Here is a 15,576-nt window from a genome sequence, read left to right on the forward strand (position 1 = left end):
CCTGCTTAATCATTTATTCAATGAATACTGCGACAGCCCGGATGGGGGAGCCGGTGCCTTTGCGGATTTTGAGCGGGAGCCCGAAGTAGAGGAAGCGCTTCTGCGCGATTAGGTCGAGGTTGCACAGGTTCTCGGTGTTGGTCAGCTTGTATTCACGGCAGATCAGATGTCCGGCAAAGGTGGTGTCCAGCGGATTATCGATTGATGGCGCATCTATGCCAATATTGACGACACCTTGCTGGGCCAGCCATTCGGCCGCCCCATAATCCAGGCCGGTATAGCGGGTGAGCCATTCATCTGTACCATACGCACGGTTATAGTGGCCGGTGTAGAGCAGCACGATGTCCCCTTTGTCGAGGTGGAGATAACCTTTGCTTAGCGCCAACTGCAGATCGCTGCGGGTAATATAGGCATCCGGTGAAATATGCGAGAGATCAAGGCAGACAGCCGGGCCGTAAAAATACTCCAGCGGCATCTCGTCAATCGTTGCCCCTTGCGGGTCATATTCATAGACGGCATCACTGTGGGTGGGGCCATGCTCGTTGATGAGCAGATTGTTTGTGGCGAACTCGAAGCCAAGCTTCTGTAAGCTCTCCTCATGGCTCATATTCGGAAAGATCATCGTCTTCTGATGCGGCGGAAACACCGGCATGCCCTGATAGATTTCCTGGGACAGATCAATTACCCGGATTCCCATGGAAGAGGCCTCCTTTTGTTGATTGTGGTAAAAGCAATGAGTCTGACTGGCCGGTGCCGGCGAGTGAAGCGCTGCTTAAGCAGAGATGGCAAACAGTGGAAATCACCAGTGCCGGTCAGACCAGCGGCGGCAGTACAGTGAAGGCATCAGCATCGATCAGGCCGATGTCGGTGATTTTCCATGCCGGGCTGGTGACGAGTGAGAGGAAGGAGAGGTGCATGAACGGCACATGCAGTGTACAGCCCAGCTCCTCGCGGGCCAGCCGGTGCAGCTCGGTGATTCGGGCGCTCATCTCTTTGCCGGTCAGCTCGTCGGTCATCAGGCCGCCGATCCGCAGCGGCAGGTCACCGACCACCTTGCCGCCCTCAATCATCGCAATTCCGCCGTCCATGGCAATAACCCGGTTGACGGCTGTCACCATATCGGCGTAATTGGTGCCGGTGACAATGATGTTGTGGGTATCGTGTGCCACGCTTTCGGCGATGGCCCCGGCTTTCAGCTTCATGCCAAGGACAAAGGTTTTGCCGATCCTGCCGCTGCGGCCGTGCCTTTCAACGACAAGCAGGGGCAGGAGGTCATTGTCTACCGACGGCTGGACGACACCGTCTTGGACTTGGGCGGTGTAGATACCGGCTCCGGTCAGATTCTGGTCCGGGATCACCTCAATGGCACGGACCTGTACACTGCCTTGCGCCCCGCCGGAGGAGAGCTGCAGGTCCGTAAGCTTGACCGGCTTCCGCTTGACCGACTTTTTGACGGAATCAGGGTAGATATAGGACGGAATGTCACGGGTCAGTTCACCGTTCTCGGCCAGCTTTACTCCGCCGATATAGACCTGGGCAATGGTCATCTGCGCCAGGTCGCTGATGACGGCGATATCGGCTTTTTTGCCGGGAGCAAGCAGTCCGATATCCTGGAAGCCGAAATGAGTGGCCGGATTAATCGTCACCATCTGGATGGCTTCAACCGGATCAATGCCTACGGCGATCGTCCGGCGGACAATGTCGTTCATATGCCCGAATTTGAGCAGGTCCTCAGGGACCATATCGTCCGAGACCAGGATTGCACGCCGGGAATCCATTCCTTCCTCGGTGATGGCGCGGATGCATTCGGCCATGTTGCGCTGCGAGGAGCCCTCGCGCATGAACACGCTGACCCCGTAGCGCAGCTTCTCCATCATTTCTTCCTTGGTTGTTGTCTCGTGGCAGGAGACATGGCCGCCGCCGCAAATGATGTGGGCTGCCAGTTCCGGGCCGGATAGGCCAGGGGCGTTGCCTTCGATGGTTTTGCCGATGGCTTTGGCATAAGAGACGGAAGCCAGCAGATCATCTATGAGATAAGGTGCGTTGTTGTACACCGGATGGACATTGCTGAAGCCCTGCAGCTCACCGATGCCCTGCACGTAATCATCGTTCAGCAGGTCCTGCATATCCTTGGAGGTAATGTCTGCGCCAGCGGTTTCCAGACCGGGTACATCGGGAGTGAGACAGGGGACGGTAAACAGAACACGGTTAGGCAGCGTTCGCGCCTCATCAATCATCGCCTTCATGCCGGGCACGCCCAGCACGTTGCCGATTTCATGCGGGTCAGCTACCAGGGTGGTCGTTCCTGTTGGGATGGACAGCTTTGAAAATTCCGTAACCGTCAGCATCGCGCTCTCAAAATGCATATGGGAATCGATAAAGCCCGGGCTGATGAACTTTCCGCTTACGTCTTCAACGACTGTTGCGGGTCCGATCAGCTTATCGGCTTGACCGACAAGCAGAATCCGGTCGCCTTTGACAGCAACATCGCCGGGATAGATTTCACGGGTAATCACGTTAATAATATAGCCGCCCTTCAGCACCAGGTCGGCATAGGCGCTGCCGGAGAGCAGCACATCAATCATCCGCCGGCGCTGAACAGCATCTTTTATATCTGTTGTTAGCATCTGCTACACACCTCCTGGCTTGGCGCAATCTATACTGTCCACAATTCCGACAATCGCGGCATCAACCGGGGCATTCGGATGCTGTGCTGCTCTTGAAGCCACGCTGCCCACCGCATAAATGATCGTTTCGCCGATTCCCGCACCCACTGTATCAACAGCAATAATCGGCTGGCCGGCAGGTGTCCGGTCGGGTAGCATTGGCTGAACGATAAGCAGCTTGGCGCCGATGAGATTGTCATCTTTTCTTGTTGCCACGACATGCCCCGTAATGATTCCCAGCTTCATGTGATTGTCACCTCGTATGCTTGATGGTTGAATCGGTTGAATCTAAAGGATAATCTCAATGCCATATTGCCTGGCGAGATCAGCGGCCAGCGGAGTTATTACTGCCTGGGCAGCAGCATGAATGGACGTCCGGCCGAGCTTTACTGCATTCTGAATGTCCTCAGCGGTCAGTACCTGCCTGTGCAGCCGTGACTGTGCAGAGGTTATCCAATGGTCCACCTGATCCGGCTCAAGCAGTGTGATACCGAAGCCTTCAATAGCTTCCAGCTTGTGCTTCATTGCTGTCTTCAGCCCGCGAGGGGCATGCAGCAGGCCTTGCTCCCCCCAGCGGTAATGGCCCGGTTCGGCCCCCAGGGTCAGTGCCCCGGCAGGCTTGCCGGCACAGATAAAGCGGATAATCAGCTCTACGTAAGGATCACCGGCATCCAGCATGGATAGGCGGGATAGCAGGGGCAATGAGAGAACCGGAATGAACAGAAGATCAGCAGCGTCCGGTGCAAGTGAGTGGAGCGCAGCGGAGGTGGTGATATCGTCGATCCCTGTTTTAGCCGCCAGCTGCTGAGCTGTGTGATTCTTGAGGAGCTGCTCATCTGCTGCAAGCTTCAGCCTCAATCCGGAACGGTCCAGCCGCCGGATGGCGGTATAGCCTTCCTCCATGCCGATGAAGTGGCCGGCCAGCAGAACGAGGACCCGGGGGAAGTCCTTATTCAGCTCCTCTTCTCTGGACCGGTAGGCCAGGCTGAGCAGGGTATTGGCCGCAACCGTACTATGCCGGCTGTCCACGGCCTTGATTATTCAATGCCCTTGGACAGAAGGGCACGTTCAACTTCACTGTGCGGGCGGGGAATAACATGCACCGACACCAGCTCCCCGACACGTTTGGCTGCTGCGGCTCCTGCATCAGTGGCTGCCTTTACTGCACCGACATCTCCCCGGACCATTACGGTTACGAGACCGAAGCCGATTTTTTCGTAGCCGCAAATCTCTACGTTAGCTGCCTTTACCATTGCATCCGCAGCCTCGATTGCGCCTACCAGACCTTTTGTTTCGATCAAGCCGAGTGATTCTCCCATGTGAATAACCTCCGTTAATTTAGATTTAGGGTTAATAAAATCGCAGCTGTTACATTTGGTTAATCCGTTGAGTCTTCATCCTGTGCATCTGGTGCTTTGTCAGTTCCGGCTGCCTGTTCTCCCTTAGCGGATTCGGCAGCAGCCGTCTTCGGAGGGGCAGCAGTTGCAGGAGAAGCGGCTGCAGCAAAAGTGCTGTCAGCACCCGGACCGTCAGTAGCTTCCGGCAGCAGATAGTTGCCAAGTATCTTGCCGGTTACATCACTGTGCGCCTTGGCAATGACATGGGCGGATACTACTGTGCCAATCCGCCGGCCTTCTGCCTGACCGGCTTCGACAGATGCGGTTACAGCAGCGACATCGCCGCTGAAATGCAGGGTAACGCCCAGTGAGCCGCCGACTCCGATGATCTTCTCAACGGCAACGAGCTGCACATCCGCCGCTTTGAGCGCGGCATCTGCCGCCGAGACAGCGGTGGTAAACCCCAGCGTCTCGATTAAACCAAGTGCTTGCATGAAGAGTGCCTCCTTGTTCTTTGATCCGCTGAAGGGCAGCGGTTAAGCTCACCGGTGCGGAGAGGACAAGCCGGCGAGTCCCGGCGCAGCAGCAGTCATCTGGCCGGCGGTACCGGTGAGAATACAGTAGCCGCGCTCGGTGCTCAGGCGCAGGCCTGAGCCGGGATTACGCTGCAGCCACTGTTCGGCGATGCCGATGCTGTGCCAGCGGGACGTACCGGCTACAATGGCAACGGCTTCCTGCGGCCCGCCGCTGAAATAGCGGCGAAGCAGCCGGCCGGGCTCCCGGCTGATCCAAACCCGGACGGCTGAGCCTGAGCCGTCCTGCATCCGGGCGGTGAGCTGCTTAAGCTTATCAGCGATCACACGGTGATCCGCGCCGAACAGCTTAAGCTCAAAGCCGCCGCCGTCTGTGCTCCAGCTGATATCGGCCTCCAGGCCGGAATCCTGCGGGAGCAGCTCTTCGGCGGCAAACAGCTGGCCTGGATGGCAGTCCGGCGCGCTGATGACCCCGGCTGCGCTGTAATTCCGGCCCGGGCTGCCAAGCAGAGGGCGGAGTTCGTCGCTGATGCGGGGGAACAGCCAGACCTCCATATCGGCTGCAGGGAGGCGGTGCGGCTCCAGCGGGTCCTGCGCTTCTGCACGGACGGACGGTCGTGCAGGGGGGCTGCCAGGGAAGCCGTTATCCTTCTGCTCCGGCCGGGATAAGGTGCGTTGCAGCAGCGGGGACAGGTATTGCTCTGCGAATTGCTTTTCCGGTACCGGTGATACATCAACCGGTGCTGCGGGCTTATGTGCCGGGATTACTGCACCGGCGGCAATCGTGGCCAGACGTTTGGCCGCCTGCTCCTTCTGGTAATTGGTCCGTTTCAGCGGAAGCGTCGGCCCCGGCTTAGGGCAATTCCCGGGAGCAGAGCAGGTATGCGTGCAGTTGTCTTTGCTGTTTGCTGTGCAGGCTTCTGCAGAGGCAGCGGAGCTTAATGAAGCCGGTGCGGCAGTGCGGTTCCGCTGCAGGACCTCGGACACAACGTCTTTCATAAAACTGGACAAGGGTAATCACCTCCCTGATAACTTGAATACGGACTGCAGGCTAGAGCAGCATTCTGGCGAGATCGGCATGCGGACGCGGAATGACGTTGGAGGATACGAGCTGCCCGCCGGTCTTCGGATAAGCGGCAATGCCGGCATCAACTGCAGCGGTTACCGCTGCCACATCACCTTCGACAATGACGGTAATGAGGCCTGAGCCAACCCGCTTGAAGCCGGCCATCCGCACATTGGCGGCTTTGCACATGGCATCCAGCGCTTCGAGCGCAGGGGTCAGGCCGCGTGTTTCAATTAAACCGATTGCTTGCATGATCCACCTCCTAAAAAGTGTTGCAGGCGGTACTCCTGCTTAAATATGAAATCTGAAGTATGAGCCTGATGATTGGCCGGATAAGAGATAAGGTGAGGAAGGGTGGTGGCGGACATGAGACAGAATGCTAATATTCTCCTGGAACGTTGAGTCCCCAGCATTTAGTTGGAAATCCGCCACTTAATTCCGCGAAATCTCAATATTTCTAATCACTAATTGGAAAATCAGCACTTATTTTTGAATGTAAGTCCCTTTGCTGGCTTAATCGGCAGAATTAAGTGGAATTTTTCCAATTAGATTCCCTTTTTCGGGCGCTTTGCTAAAAATAGATGACGATTTTCCACTTAGCTGAATCAGCCGTATAAGGTAGAACCAGCGTTATAAAGCAGCAACTCGGAAGCCACTGGGCAGGTACTCGACAGCAACTGGGCAGGTACTTGACAGCAACCGGGCAGGTACTCAACAGCAACTGGACAGGTACTCAACAGCAACTCAACAGCAACTCAACAGCAACTCAACAGCAACTCAAAAGCCAGTCAATAGAAGCACAGCGTAGTTGCACTCCATACAACTAAAAGTCCGTTTTTTCCGTTCAACTTCGCTTTAAGTGTATTTCGTGCAATTAAACTCACGTAAAAGGCCCGTTTTAGCCGAACTGGGCACTTTTAGTTGTACGAAATACAGCTATCAGGTGCACAAAGGGAGAAACAGCTGCTTTTAATTGCACAAACTACAACTATCCGGGTCAAAAGAGGGTGCCCTTTGGTTCCAGATAGCTTCATTCAGCACAGGAATCAGCAGGCAGCAGGCTGACGTAGTCCCGGACATTTATCCTTGCCTATACAACTTCGCTCGCTCTACTAAGCCTCGCTCTACCAAGGCTCACCTACCCAGCCTCGCCCGGCATAGTTCGCCCTGCACCTCCCCAACCCACACATCCCAACTCTACACATAATCCGCCAGCCGGATGTCATCCTGCCCCGGGATATGGGTTCTCCGGTACTGTTCCCGGTGGGCGAGCGGGCAGGTGGCGTCGATGCCCATTTTGGCGGATACGCCGCGGAGGTTGTGCGAGGGCTCGAGCGGTGAGCCTTTGGCCCCCGGCACGATGAACAGGTCGAGATCGGCCTGCACCCGGGTAGCGATAGCCCATTCCACATCCAGCGGGTCCAGCAGATTGACATCCTCATCGACCACCACAACATGCTTGAGATCCTTATCCCCGGCAAAAGCGGCCAGCAGCGCTGTCTTGCCGTCGCCCTCCTGAACCTTGCGGATCTGGATGACGGCGTGATAGCGCCCGACACCACCCATTGTAATGTGCACGGCCTGCACTCCCGGAACGACCTGACGGACCGAGCCGAGCAGGGCGACCTCCCGGGCGATGGCCATCGGCAGCTTCTCCTCATAGCTGGCCGGCAGGATCGTCTGCCAGATAGGCTGGCTGCGGTGGGTGACGGCCGATATTTCGACCACCGGCTGCTCAGTCCGCGGCCCGTAATAGCCGCCCAGCTCACCGAACGGCCCCTCCGGCTCGCGGATACCGGGCAAAATCCGGCCCTCGAACACTACCTCGGCTTCGGCCAGCACCTCCAGATCGACCGTCCGGCAGCGGACGACCTCAAGCGGCTGGCCGAGCAGGGCAGAGGCCACCTCCAGCTTGTCGGTGTGGAACAGATGGGTGCTGATCTGCGAAGCCAGCACCACCGCCGGGACCACCCCGAACATAAAAGCACACTCAAGCGGCTCGCCGCGCGCCTCGAAATCTTTGTACTGCTGGAACAGCTCCGGCGACGAGATCAGGATGCCGGTCCGGTTCCCGTCCAGCAGCTGCATCCGCCGGATGGAGGTGTACCGCTTGCGGCCGTCTTCACCCTTGACGACCATGACGCCGGAGACGTAATAAGCGCCGCTGTCCTCGGCGTGATAGGTGCAGACCGGGAATAGCTCCTTCAGGCTGATTCGGCTCGTAATCACCTGCTCCTGCACCGGAGCCTGCTGCACCAGCCGGGTTGGCGTAGGCTGGACAATGGCTGCTACCAGCCCGGGCAGCAGCTCCTCCGGGGTCGTATCCATGCTGTCAGCGATCAGCTCCTTGGAGCCCCCGAGACCGACAGCCATCGGTCCGCTGTAGCCTTTAACCTTCCCGAACAGCAGCGCCTGCCTGCCGCGGACAGCCTTGACTACTGCGCCTAGCTCGAAGTGCGGGTCAACCTCGCGGCGGATCCGCAGCAGCTGGCCGCCTGACTCCCAGCGGTCAAGCAATTGCCTGATATTGACGGCAGCCATTAGCCTTCCCCCCATCTTGCCATCAGCTGATGCTCAATCCCGAACGCATCCAGCACCCTGGCATTCATGAAATTCACCAGCTCCCAGATTTCGGTCGGGTGATTATAGAAGCCGGGAGAGGCGGGGACAATATCCGCGCCTGCCCGGGCCAGCCGGAGCATATTCTCCAGATGGATCAGATGCAGCGGCGTCTCGCGCGGGACGATCACCAGCCGGCGCCGCTCCTTCAGTACGACGCTGGCGGCCCGGTTCAGCAGGGTATCGCCCATGCCGTTCGCGATCGCGCCGAGTGTATTCATTGAGCAGGGGATAACGACCATGCCGTCGGTTTTGAAAGAACCGCTGGCTACCGGAGCGAACAGGTCTGTGTTGGATAACACCGTTCCGTACTGCTCCAGCTCCTGCAGGTTGATGCCGCATTCGTACCGGAGCACATTTTCTCCGGCACCGGTGGCGATGATATAGGTTTCCACACCAAGCTGGTGCAGGCTGCGGATCAGGGAGTAACCGTAGATGGAGCCGCTGGCCCCTGTGATAGCTACTACAATTCTCATAAGCGGGATCTCCTTTGACCAAGGACTGGATATGGGGTGCTTGCTTGTGTAAATAACAAAAAGAAGCCGCTGAAATAGAGAGGGGTCTCTAATCAACGGCTTCCTGCAATCTGTGAACAGATATAGGGCTAACCTTAGTTAACATGCGGCGCATCAGGATAAATCGAGATGCAGCCTGACATTCTGTTATTTAATTTACTTTCAAAAGATAACGGCAGCCGTAAATCCGCAAGATAAATCCTGCATCATTGTTCAGCCCCGGTATCGCAGATAACAACGGTACAGGCCCAGGCTGTCTGGGGATCGTAATCCCTGAGTACGCCCGCAACCGGCAGTTCAAGCTCTTCGGTCAGCTTCTTCTGGATGCGCCGTTTGAATTCCTGATGCAGCGCAGCATCCACAGACTGCTTGAGCTCCGGATAATGCTCCTCCAGAGCGCGCAGGGCGGCAACCCGCTGATGCTTCACCAGAAACATAATCATCGTATCGTTGGCAGCCTCCAGACGGAGCTGATTTACTCCGACGCCGTACAGCTCCTTATGGACCTCATTATAACAGCGGGACAGCTTCTTCTTGTATTCATTGGAGGAGAGCAGCACCGGGATATTCAAGAAGATCACTCCTCTGTAATGATATCTCACGCCAAATAACACGATTTAACGGCCGAGCTTCATTTTTTCAATAAGTTAAACTCCATTATAGAGAAAAATACCCCGAAGTAAGTGACTTATGTTACATTACATAACTTTACTACGGACGCGGAAGGTCCGGGGCGAGAGGCCAACCTCTCTTTTGAACATATTGCAGAACTGTGCGTCATTCACGAATCCCGCTGTAGCCGATACCTCGGAAATATGCATCTGGGTATGCAGCAGGAGAGATTTGGCATAATTGATGCGCTTCAGCAAAAGATAACGGTGGGGCGACTCGCCAAAGCGCTCCTTAAATAAATGCCTGAACCGGTCATAGCTGTACCCGGACATTTCCGCCAGCGACTGGACCGACAGCTTGTGCCGGTAATGCTCATCCATATAGTTGAGGACATACTGCATCTGGTCCTGTGCCGGGGACTGGAAGCCGGAGCCGCCCAGCAGGCGCTGCAGGTGTACCGTAATTTCACTCATCTGCAAATTTAAAAGCTCAGAGAAGCCGTCGCGCTTGCGCTTAAACTCCTCATTCATCCGCACCAGCGTCTGCAGAACCGTATGCTCCTTGTCATCCTCAAATACGCCTGACAGTGTGCTGATTGCCGGATTCTCGCAGTGAAAGCCGACGAACAGCACCTCGGAGCGGGGCTGGTGGTTCTCGTCATGCTTGAAATTGGGCGGAATCAGCGCAAAGGAGTGCGGCCGGAAGTGATAGCTGCGCTGCCCTATGCTGCATGTGCCAAGTCCGTGAATGTAATAAACCAGCTCGAAGCATTCATGCTGATGGCGCGGGATATGGGTGTCCGCTTCATGCTCTGCATTTACAATATATAGGACTCGATCCATGTTGATCCTCCAACTCTTTTTCATTTAGCCGAATCGTGTAAAAAAATGACCGAAAGTATATAAAAGTTTGCTGACATATTTGCTATGATCGTATCAATTAAACGAAAGATCCGCAACCTGACTGGCCATCTTGTTCGGGAATTGACCGTTTAATTGACGAATAACCACAGTTTTTATCATCGAATGTAAGCTATTCATTAATTTTCAGTCGTTTTATGGATTTGCATAAAATCTTTTGTTGTATAACAACAGAACAAAACGTGTAATTGGGGAAGTCTGCCGTTTTAAAGTGGTCCATCAATATCAAACAGGGGTGTGAACAGACAAAATGAAAAAGAATGTTCTTGCATTATTGCTGCTCATGGTAATGGTACTCGTCACTGCTTGCGGAAACAACACAGCTAACAACGGAAGTGCGGCGGATGCCGGCAACGATGCAGCAAATAGCGGAAACGCCGGTTCAGGCGACAAGCTCAAGGTTGTGCTGCTGATCCCGGGAACGCTTGGAGATAAATCCTTCTTCGACGCTGCCAACAGCGGCCTGCAGAAAGTGCAGACAGAGCTTGGCGCGGAAACCAAAGTAATCGAGATGGGCACTGACAAGACCAAGTGGGAGCCTACTTTTAATGATATTGCCGCTGAGGACTGGGATGTTGTCATTTCCGGCGGATCGGAAATTACCGAAATGTTCAATATGACGGCGGAAGCGAATCCGGATAAAAAGTTCATCAACTACGACACGGACATCGAAGAAGCACCTGCTAACATGTACAACATGTCTTACTCCACTAATGAAGTATCTTTCCTGGCCGGCGCTGTTGCGGCACTGGCTACACAGTCGGATATGCCGAATGCGAATCCGGATAACGTGATCGGTTTTGTCGGCGGTATGGATATTCCGGGCATCAACGCATTCCTGGTCGGTTACATTCAGGGTGCCCAATATGTTGATCCCGATGTAAAGGTTGCTGTATCCTACGCGGGCGACTTCGTTAACCCGGCCAAAGGCAAGGAATTGTCGCTCATCCAGTACAACTCCGGTGTAGACGTGATCTTTAACGTAGCCGGCGGTACAGGCCTTGGTATCTTCGATGCTGCAAAAGAAAAAACAAAGTATGCAATTGGTGTAGATTCCGACCAGGCTATGCTGCTTAAAGATACAGACAGCGAGAAAGCCAACCTGATTGTCACCTCCGCGATCAAAAAAATCGACAGCGCCATTCTGGGCGCCGTAACCAAGCTTCAGGAAGGCACACTTGAAATGGGCAAACGCGATGTCCTCGGCTTCGTGGAAGACGGTGTAGGCATCGCCGAAAATGACATCTACACCAGTGTATTCCCGGCAGATCTGCAGGCCAAGGTTGAAGAAGTGAAGCAGAAGCTGATCAACAAGGAAATCACTGTAGACAATGCAATGGGCATGGAAACTTCCGAAGTTGAAGCGATCCGTAATGCTGTTAAGCCTTAATTAGAAAAAGACTCATATGAAATAACAAAGAGCGAAGAGGAACGGAAGGGAATTTTGGAACTGTAGGAGCGGTAGCGTCCGCCTTTGTCTTCCGATTTCTACCGCTAGAAGCGGTTTAAATCAGGAAATCGGAAGACAACAGCGGCCGGAAGTCCAAACATTCACTGCAGTGACGACCTGCTTAAGGTTAATACCTGAAGAGCCTCGTATCTCTATTAATTTAACACTACCGGTACGCCGTATCTCCTGCAGTTGGGATTCCTTCAGCCAAGAAGAATTCCAGCTGCCTATTTTTGCAGAAAACATAGTCTAGTTGAAAGGCGTTGATAACCCGTGGAACACGCGCTGCTGGAAATGCGGGGAATAACCAAGGTATATCCCAATGGCGTCGTTGCCAACCATGATGTCCACTTTAGCCTGCGTGAAGGAGAGATTCATGCCATAGCGGGGGAGAACGGGGCAGGCAAATCGACCCTAATGAAGATCATGTTCGGGATGGAGGAGCCGAGTGAAGGCGACATCAGTATCCGCGGGGAAAAGGTAAAGCTGCAGTCCCCGCAGGATGCGATTGACCGGGGCATCGGTATGGTCCATCAGCATTTCATGCTGGTGCCTTCCTTTACGGTAGCCGAGAATATGGTGCTTGGTATGGAGCCGCGCAAAGGGGTGGGCTTCAACTACAATGAAGCAGTCCGCCTTACGGAAGAGACGGCGCGCAAATATAATCTGGCCGTAAATCCCAAGGCAAAGGTTGAGGATTTGACTGTCGGGATGAAGCAGAAGGTGGAAATCCTGAAGGCACTCGTACGCGGCGCCAAAATCCTGATCCTGGACGAGCCGACTGCCGTGCTGACTCCGCAGGAAACCGAGGAGCTGTTCGTGGAGCTGCAGCATCTTAAGGAGCAGGGGCACACGATTGTGTTCATCTCCCATAAGCTGAAGGAAGTCAAAGCCATCTGCGACCGGATTACCATTATGCGCGGAGGCCGGAGCGAAGGAGTCTTCCAGACCCGGGACGTAACCGAGCAGGAGATTTCACGGCTGATGGTCGGCCGGGATGTCGTGCTCAAATACGATAAGGACAATGTGCCATTCGGCAAGCCGGTATTGTCAGTAGACAAACTGTCCGTCCATGACAGCCAGGGCAAGGCCTTACTGGAAGAGGTCAGCTTTGCAGTCCGCGAAGGCCAGATCGTCGGGATTGCCGGGGTTGAAGGCAACGGCCAGAATCAGCTGGTCGAGGCGCTTACCGGAGGGTTACACGCGGTATCAAGCAGCGGGTCGGTAAAGGTTAATGATAACGATATTCTGGCAGCTGATATTCTCCGCATCCGCAGCCTGGGCGTCTCTTACATCCCGGAGGACCGGATGCGCCAGGGCGCAGCCGGGGATGCCAGTATTTCCGATAATCTGATCTCCACCCGGTACCGCTCGAAGGAGATGAATAAGGGGCCGCTGCTGAACGGCAAGCGGATTGCCGCACTGGCCGCCTCACTGGTAGAGGAATTCAAAGTAAGATGCTCGGGCCCGCAGCAGCCAATCGGCATGCTGTCCGGGGGTAACATGCAGAAGGTGGTTGTGGCCCGGGAATGCTCCACCAATCCGCAACTGCTGATTGCCGAGCAGCCGACCCGGGGCGTGGATATCGGTGCAGCCCAGTTCATCCACCAGAAGCTGCTGGAGCTGCGCTCCGCCGGCAGCGGTATCGTACTCCTGTCAGCGGATCTGAACGAGATTCTGGAGCTGAGCGACAGTCTTCTTGTCATGTATGAAGGGGAGATTGTGGCCTACTTTGAGAATCCTTCCAAGGTAAGCGAAGAAGAGCTCGGCTTATATATGCTGGGTATTAACCGGCAGGACAAGCAGCAGATCGGGAGGGCCGTAAACCATGTTTAAAGTCAAATATTTTGAGGTGATCCGGACGACGGCGGTCATACTGATTGCGCTGGCCATCGCCTTTATCATTATTTCACTGGTCAGCGACCAGCCGCTCAAGACGATCGGTATTTTTCTGTGGGAACCTATTTCCACCAAGGGACATATCGGCAACGTGATTGAAATGGCCATACCGCTGATGTTCACCGGTCTTGCCGTGTCCCTGCTGTTCCGGGCCAATATGTTCAACCTCGGGGCAGAAGGGATCTTCTACTTCTCGGGCGTTGTAGCCTCGGTACTGGCCATTCATCTGAGCCTGAACAGCTGGTTTCATCCGGTCGTAGCGATTGCGGCGGGTTCGATTGTCGGAGCGCTGCTGTCGGCGATCCCCGGTATTCTCAAGGCCAAGTGGAATGCCAACGAGCTGGTCACCTCACTGATGTTCAACAACATTTTGTTCGGAATCGGACTCTATCTGCTTAATTATCATCTGCGTGATGCGAAGGCTTTTGCCAATGTATCCTACAAGTTTCAAGAGACAGCCCAGCTGAGCAAAATCTTCACCGGCACACGCGTCCACACCGGACTGATTATTGTACTGGTGATGATCGTCCTGGCCCACCTGTTCCTGTACCGGACCAAATGGGGCTATGAGCTGCGGATGACCGGTGTGAACCGCGACTTTGCCCGTTACTCGGGAATGAAGACCGCAAAAGTAATCATTCTGGTCCATCTGATCGCCGGCTTTATTGCCGGGATGGGCGGCTCGGTAGAAGTGCTGGGAATGTACAACCGGTTCCAGTGGGCCTCTCTGCCGGGGTACGGTCTTGACGGTGCGCTGGTAGCGATGCTGGCCAAAAACAACCCGCTGTCCGTTATCGGCTCGGCCTTGTTCCTGGCTTATATCCGCATCGGCGCCGATATGATGGCCCGTCTGTCGGATGTGCCTTCCGAGATGATCTCGATTATCCAGGCGGTTATTATCCTGCTGATCTCCGCGGAGCAATTCCTGAAATTCTGGAAAAACCGGATGCTGCTTAAGGAGGCGAAAGCGAACGCATGAACAGTCTGCTGAATGTCATTTTTACGACGGACTTTGCCTTTTCGCTGCTGCGTGTTACTACACCGATTCTGTTCGCCGCCCTGGGGGCGCTGATCTCCAACCGGGCCGGCATTATCAATATCGGGATGGAAGGGATCATGCTGGTGTCGGCCCTGGCCGGCGTCATTGTCAGCGCTTATACCCAGAGTGCCTGGGTTGGTCTGCTTGGCGCAGTATTATCGGGAACGCTGATCGCCGGTATACTGGCCTTTTTCACCCTTAAATTCAAGACGCATATTATTCTCGGCGGGGTAGCCATCAACATGTTCGCCTCGGGCGGTACGGTATTTATCCTGTATCTGCTGAGCGGGGACAAGGGCTCTTCAACGTCGCTTGCGAGCAAGGTGCTGCCAAGTGTGCAGATTCCGCTGATACAAGATATTCCCGTGCTTGGACCGATTCTGTCAGGTCACCACATTCTGACTTACGTCTCCATTCTGGCCGTACTGGCCGTGTATTATCTGCTCAACCGGACACCGCTTGGACTGCGTATCCGTTCAGTCGGGGAGAATCCGCACGCCGCACAGTCGGTCGGAGTGAGTGTGGTCAAAATCCAATATACCGCGCTGCTGCTCAGCGGATTTTTTGCCAGCCTGGGCGGGGCTTACATGTCGATGGGCTATCTGTCGCTCTTCACGCGTGATATGATCGCCGGCCGGGGCTGGATCGCGATAGCTGCAGAATCCATGGGCCGCAGCACGACAATCGGAACGGCGCTGACTTCACTGCTGTTCGGGGCGGCGGATGCACTGTCCAATGCGCTTCAGGTGCTGAAAATTCCGGCTGAGCTGATTGCTACGCTGCCTTATGTGGCGACTGTAATCGGCCTGCTGATCTACGCCATATCGGAGACCCGGAAGAAAAACAAGAAGGTTAAAGGTCCTGTGGTGAAGTAGCGGGGAGCTGCTTCAGACAAGGACAGGCTGCTGAGAAAGACATGA

General features: G+C 55.0%; 16 protein-coding genes. 4 read left to right on the forward strand and 12 right to left on the reverse strand.

The window, feature by feature from the left end; all coding sequences use genetic code 11:
* Nucleotides 1–13 precede the first annotated feature (13 nt).
* The 12 genes from AWJ19_RS17490 to AWJ19_RS17545 form a co-directional block, all read right to left on the reverse strand.
* A complete protein-coding gene (locus AWJ19_RS17490) occupies nt 14–697 on the reverse strand; it encodes a cyclase family protein (protein WP_068725643.1) in 684 nt (227 codons plus the stop codon).
* Nucleotides 698–812: 115 nt separating this feature from the next.
* A complete protein-coding gene (locus AWJ19_RS17495) occupies nt 813–2,627 on the reverse strand; it encodes an adenine deaminase C-terminal domain-containing protein (RefSeq protein WP_068725645.1) in 1,815 nt (604 codons plus the stop codon).
* A gap of 3 nt (nt 2,628–2,630) precedes the next feature.
* Nucleotides 2,631–2,912, reverse strand: a complete 282-nt coding sequence (locus AWJ19_RS17500) for a EutN/CcmL family microcompartment protein (protein WP_068725646.1) — start codon at nt 2,910–2,912, stop codon at nt 2,631–2,633.
* Nucleotides 2,913–2,954: 42 nt separating this feature from the next.
* Nucleotides 2,955–3,695: a hypothetical protein gene (locus AWJ19_RS17505; RefSeq protein ID WP_068725648.1), complete on the reverse strand. Its 741-nt coding sequence runs from the start codon at nt 3,693–3,695 to the stop codon at nt 2,955–2,957.
* A gap of 8 nt (nt 3,696–3,703) precedes the next feature.
* Nucleotides 3,704–3,985, reverse strand: coding sequence for a BMC domain-containing protein (locus tag AWJ19_RS17510; RefSeq protein ID WP_019908484.1), 282 nt, complete (start codon nt 3,983–3,985; stop codon nt 3,704–3,706).
* A gap of 59 nt (nt 3,986–4,044) precedes the next feature.
* Complete coding sequence (locus AWJ19_RS37625) at nt 4,045–4,497, reverse strand: BMC domain-containing protein (RefSeq protein WP_068725650.1); 453 nt, start codon at nt 4,495–4,497, stop codon at nt 4,045–4,047.
* A gap of 48 nt (nt 4,498–4,545) precedes the next feature.
* Nucleotides 4,546–5,547 carry a hypothetical protein gene (locus tag AWJ19_RS17520; protein WP_068725652.1) on the reverse strand — a complete coding sequence of 334 codons (1,002 nt, stop codon included), beginning with the start codon at nt 5,545–5,547 and terminating at the stop codon, nt 4,546–4,548.
* Between the two features lie 40 nt (nt 5,548–5,587).
* A complete protein-coding gene (locus AWJ19_RS17525) occupies nt 5,588–5,854 on the reverse strand; it encodes a BMC domain-containing protein (RefSeq protein ID WP_068725654.1) in 267 nt (88 codons plus the stop codon).
* A gap of 945 nt (nt 5,855–6,799) precedes the next feature.
* Nucleotides 6,800–8,143 (reverse strand): UbiD family decarboxylase, encoded by a 1,344-nt coding sequence (locus AWJ19_RS17530; protein WP_068725655.1) that lies wholly within the window; start codon nt 8,141–8,143, stop codon nt 6,800–6,802.
* Nucleotides 8,143–8,697 (reverse strand): flavin prenyltransferase UbiX, encoded by a 555-nt coding sequence (locus AWJ19_RS17535; RefSeq protein ID WP_068725657.1) that lies wholly within the window; start codon nt 8,695–8,697, stop codon nt 8,143–8,145. The genes AWJ19_RS17530 and AWJ19_RS17535 overlap by 1 nt, the downstream gene beginning before the upstream one ends.
* Nucleotides 8,698–8,942: 245 nt before the next feature.
* Entirely contained in the window at nt 8,943–9,308 is a 366-nt protein-coding gene (locus tag AWJ19_RS17540; RefSeq protein ID WP_082707964.1) for a Na-translocating system protein MpsC family protein, read from the reverse strand.
* A 126-nt stretch (nt 9,309–9,434) separates the two neighbouring features.
* On the reverse strand, nt 9,435–10,190 hold the full coding sequence (locus tag AWJ19_RS17545) for an AraC family transcriptional regulator (protein WP_068725661.1): 756 nt from the start codon (nt 10,188–10,190) through the stop codon (nt 9,435–9,437).
* Nucleotides 10,191–10,518: 328 nt separating this feature from the next.
* Between AWJ19_RS17545 and AWJ19_RS17550 the strand changes: the two genes are divergently transcribed.
* From AWJ19_RS17550 to AWJ19_RS17565, 4 genes are all read left to right on the forward strand, one after another.
* Entirely contained in the window at nt 10,519–11,658 is a 1,140-nt protein-coding gene (locus AWJ19_RS17550; RefSeq protein ID WP_068725663.1) for a BMP family ABC transporter substrate-binding protein, read from the forward strand.
* Nucleotides 11,659–11,991: 333 nt separating this feature from the next.
* Nucleotides 11,992–13,554, forward strand: coding sequence for an ABC transporter ATP-binding protein (locus AWJ19_RS17555; RefSeq protein ID WP_082707965.1), 1,563 nt, complete (start codon nt 11,992–11,994; stop codon nt 13,552–13,554).
* Entirely contained in the window at nt 13,547–14,596 is a 1,050-nt protein-coding gene (locus AWJ19_RS17560; protein WP_068725664.1) for an ABC transporter permease, read from the forward strand. Before AWJ19_RS17555 ends, AWJ19_RS17560 begins: the two co-directional genes overlap by 8 nt.
* Nucleotides 14,593–15,531, forward strand: a complete 939-nt coding sequence (locus tag AWJ19_RS17565) for an ABC transporter permease (RefSeq protein WP_068725666.1) — start codon at nt 14,593–14,595, stop codon at nt 15,529–15,531. The genes AWJ19_RS17560 and AWJ19_RS17565 overlap by 4 nt, the downstream gene beginning before the upstream one ends.
* Nucleotides 15,532–15,576: the final 45 nt, after the last annotated feature.

Source organism: Paenibacillus sp. DMB5 (assembly GCF_001517085.1).
Classification (GTDB): domain Bacteria; phylum Bacillota; class Bacilli; order Paenibacillales; family Paenibacillaceae; genus Paenibacillus_AQ.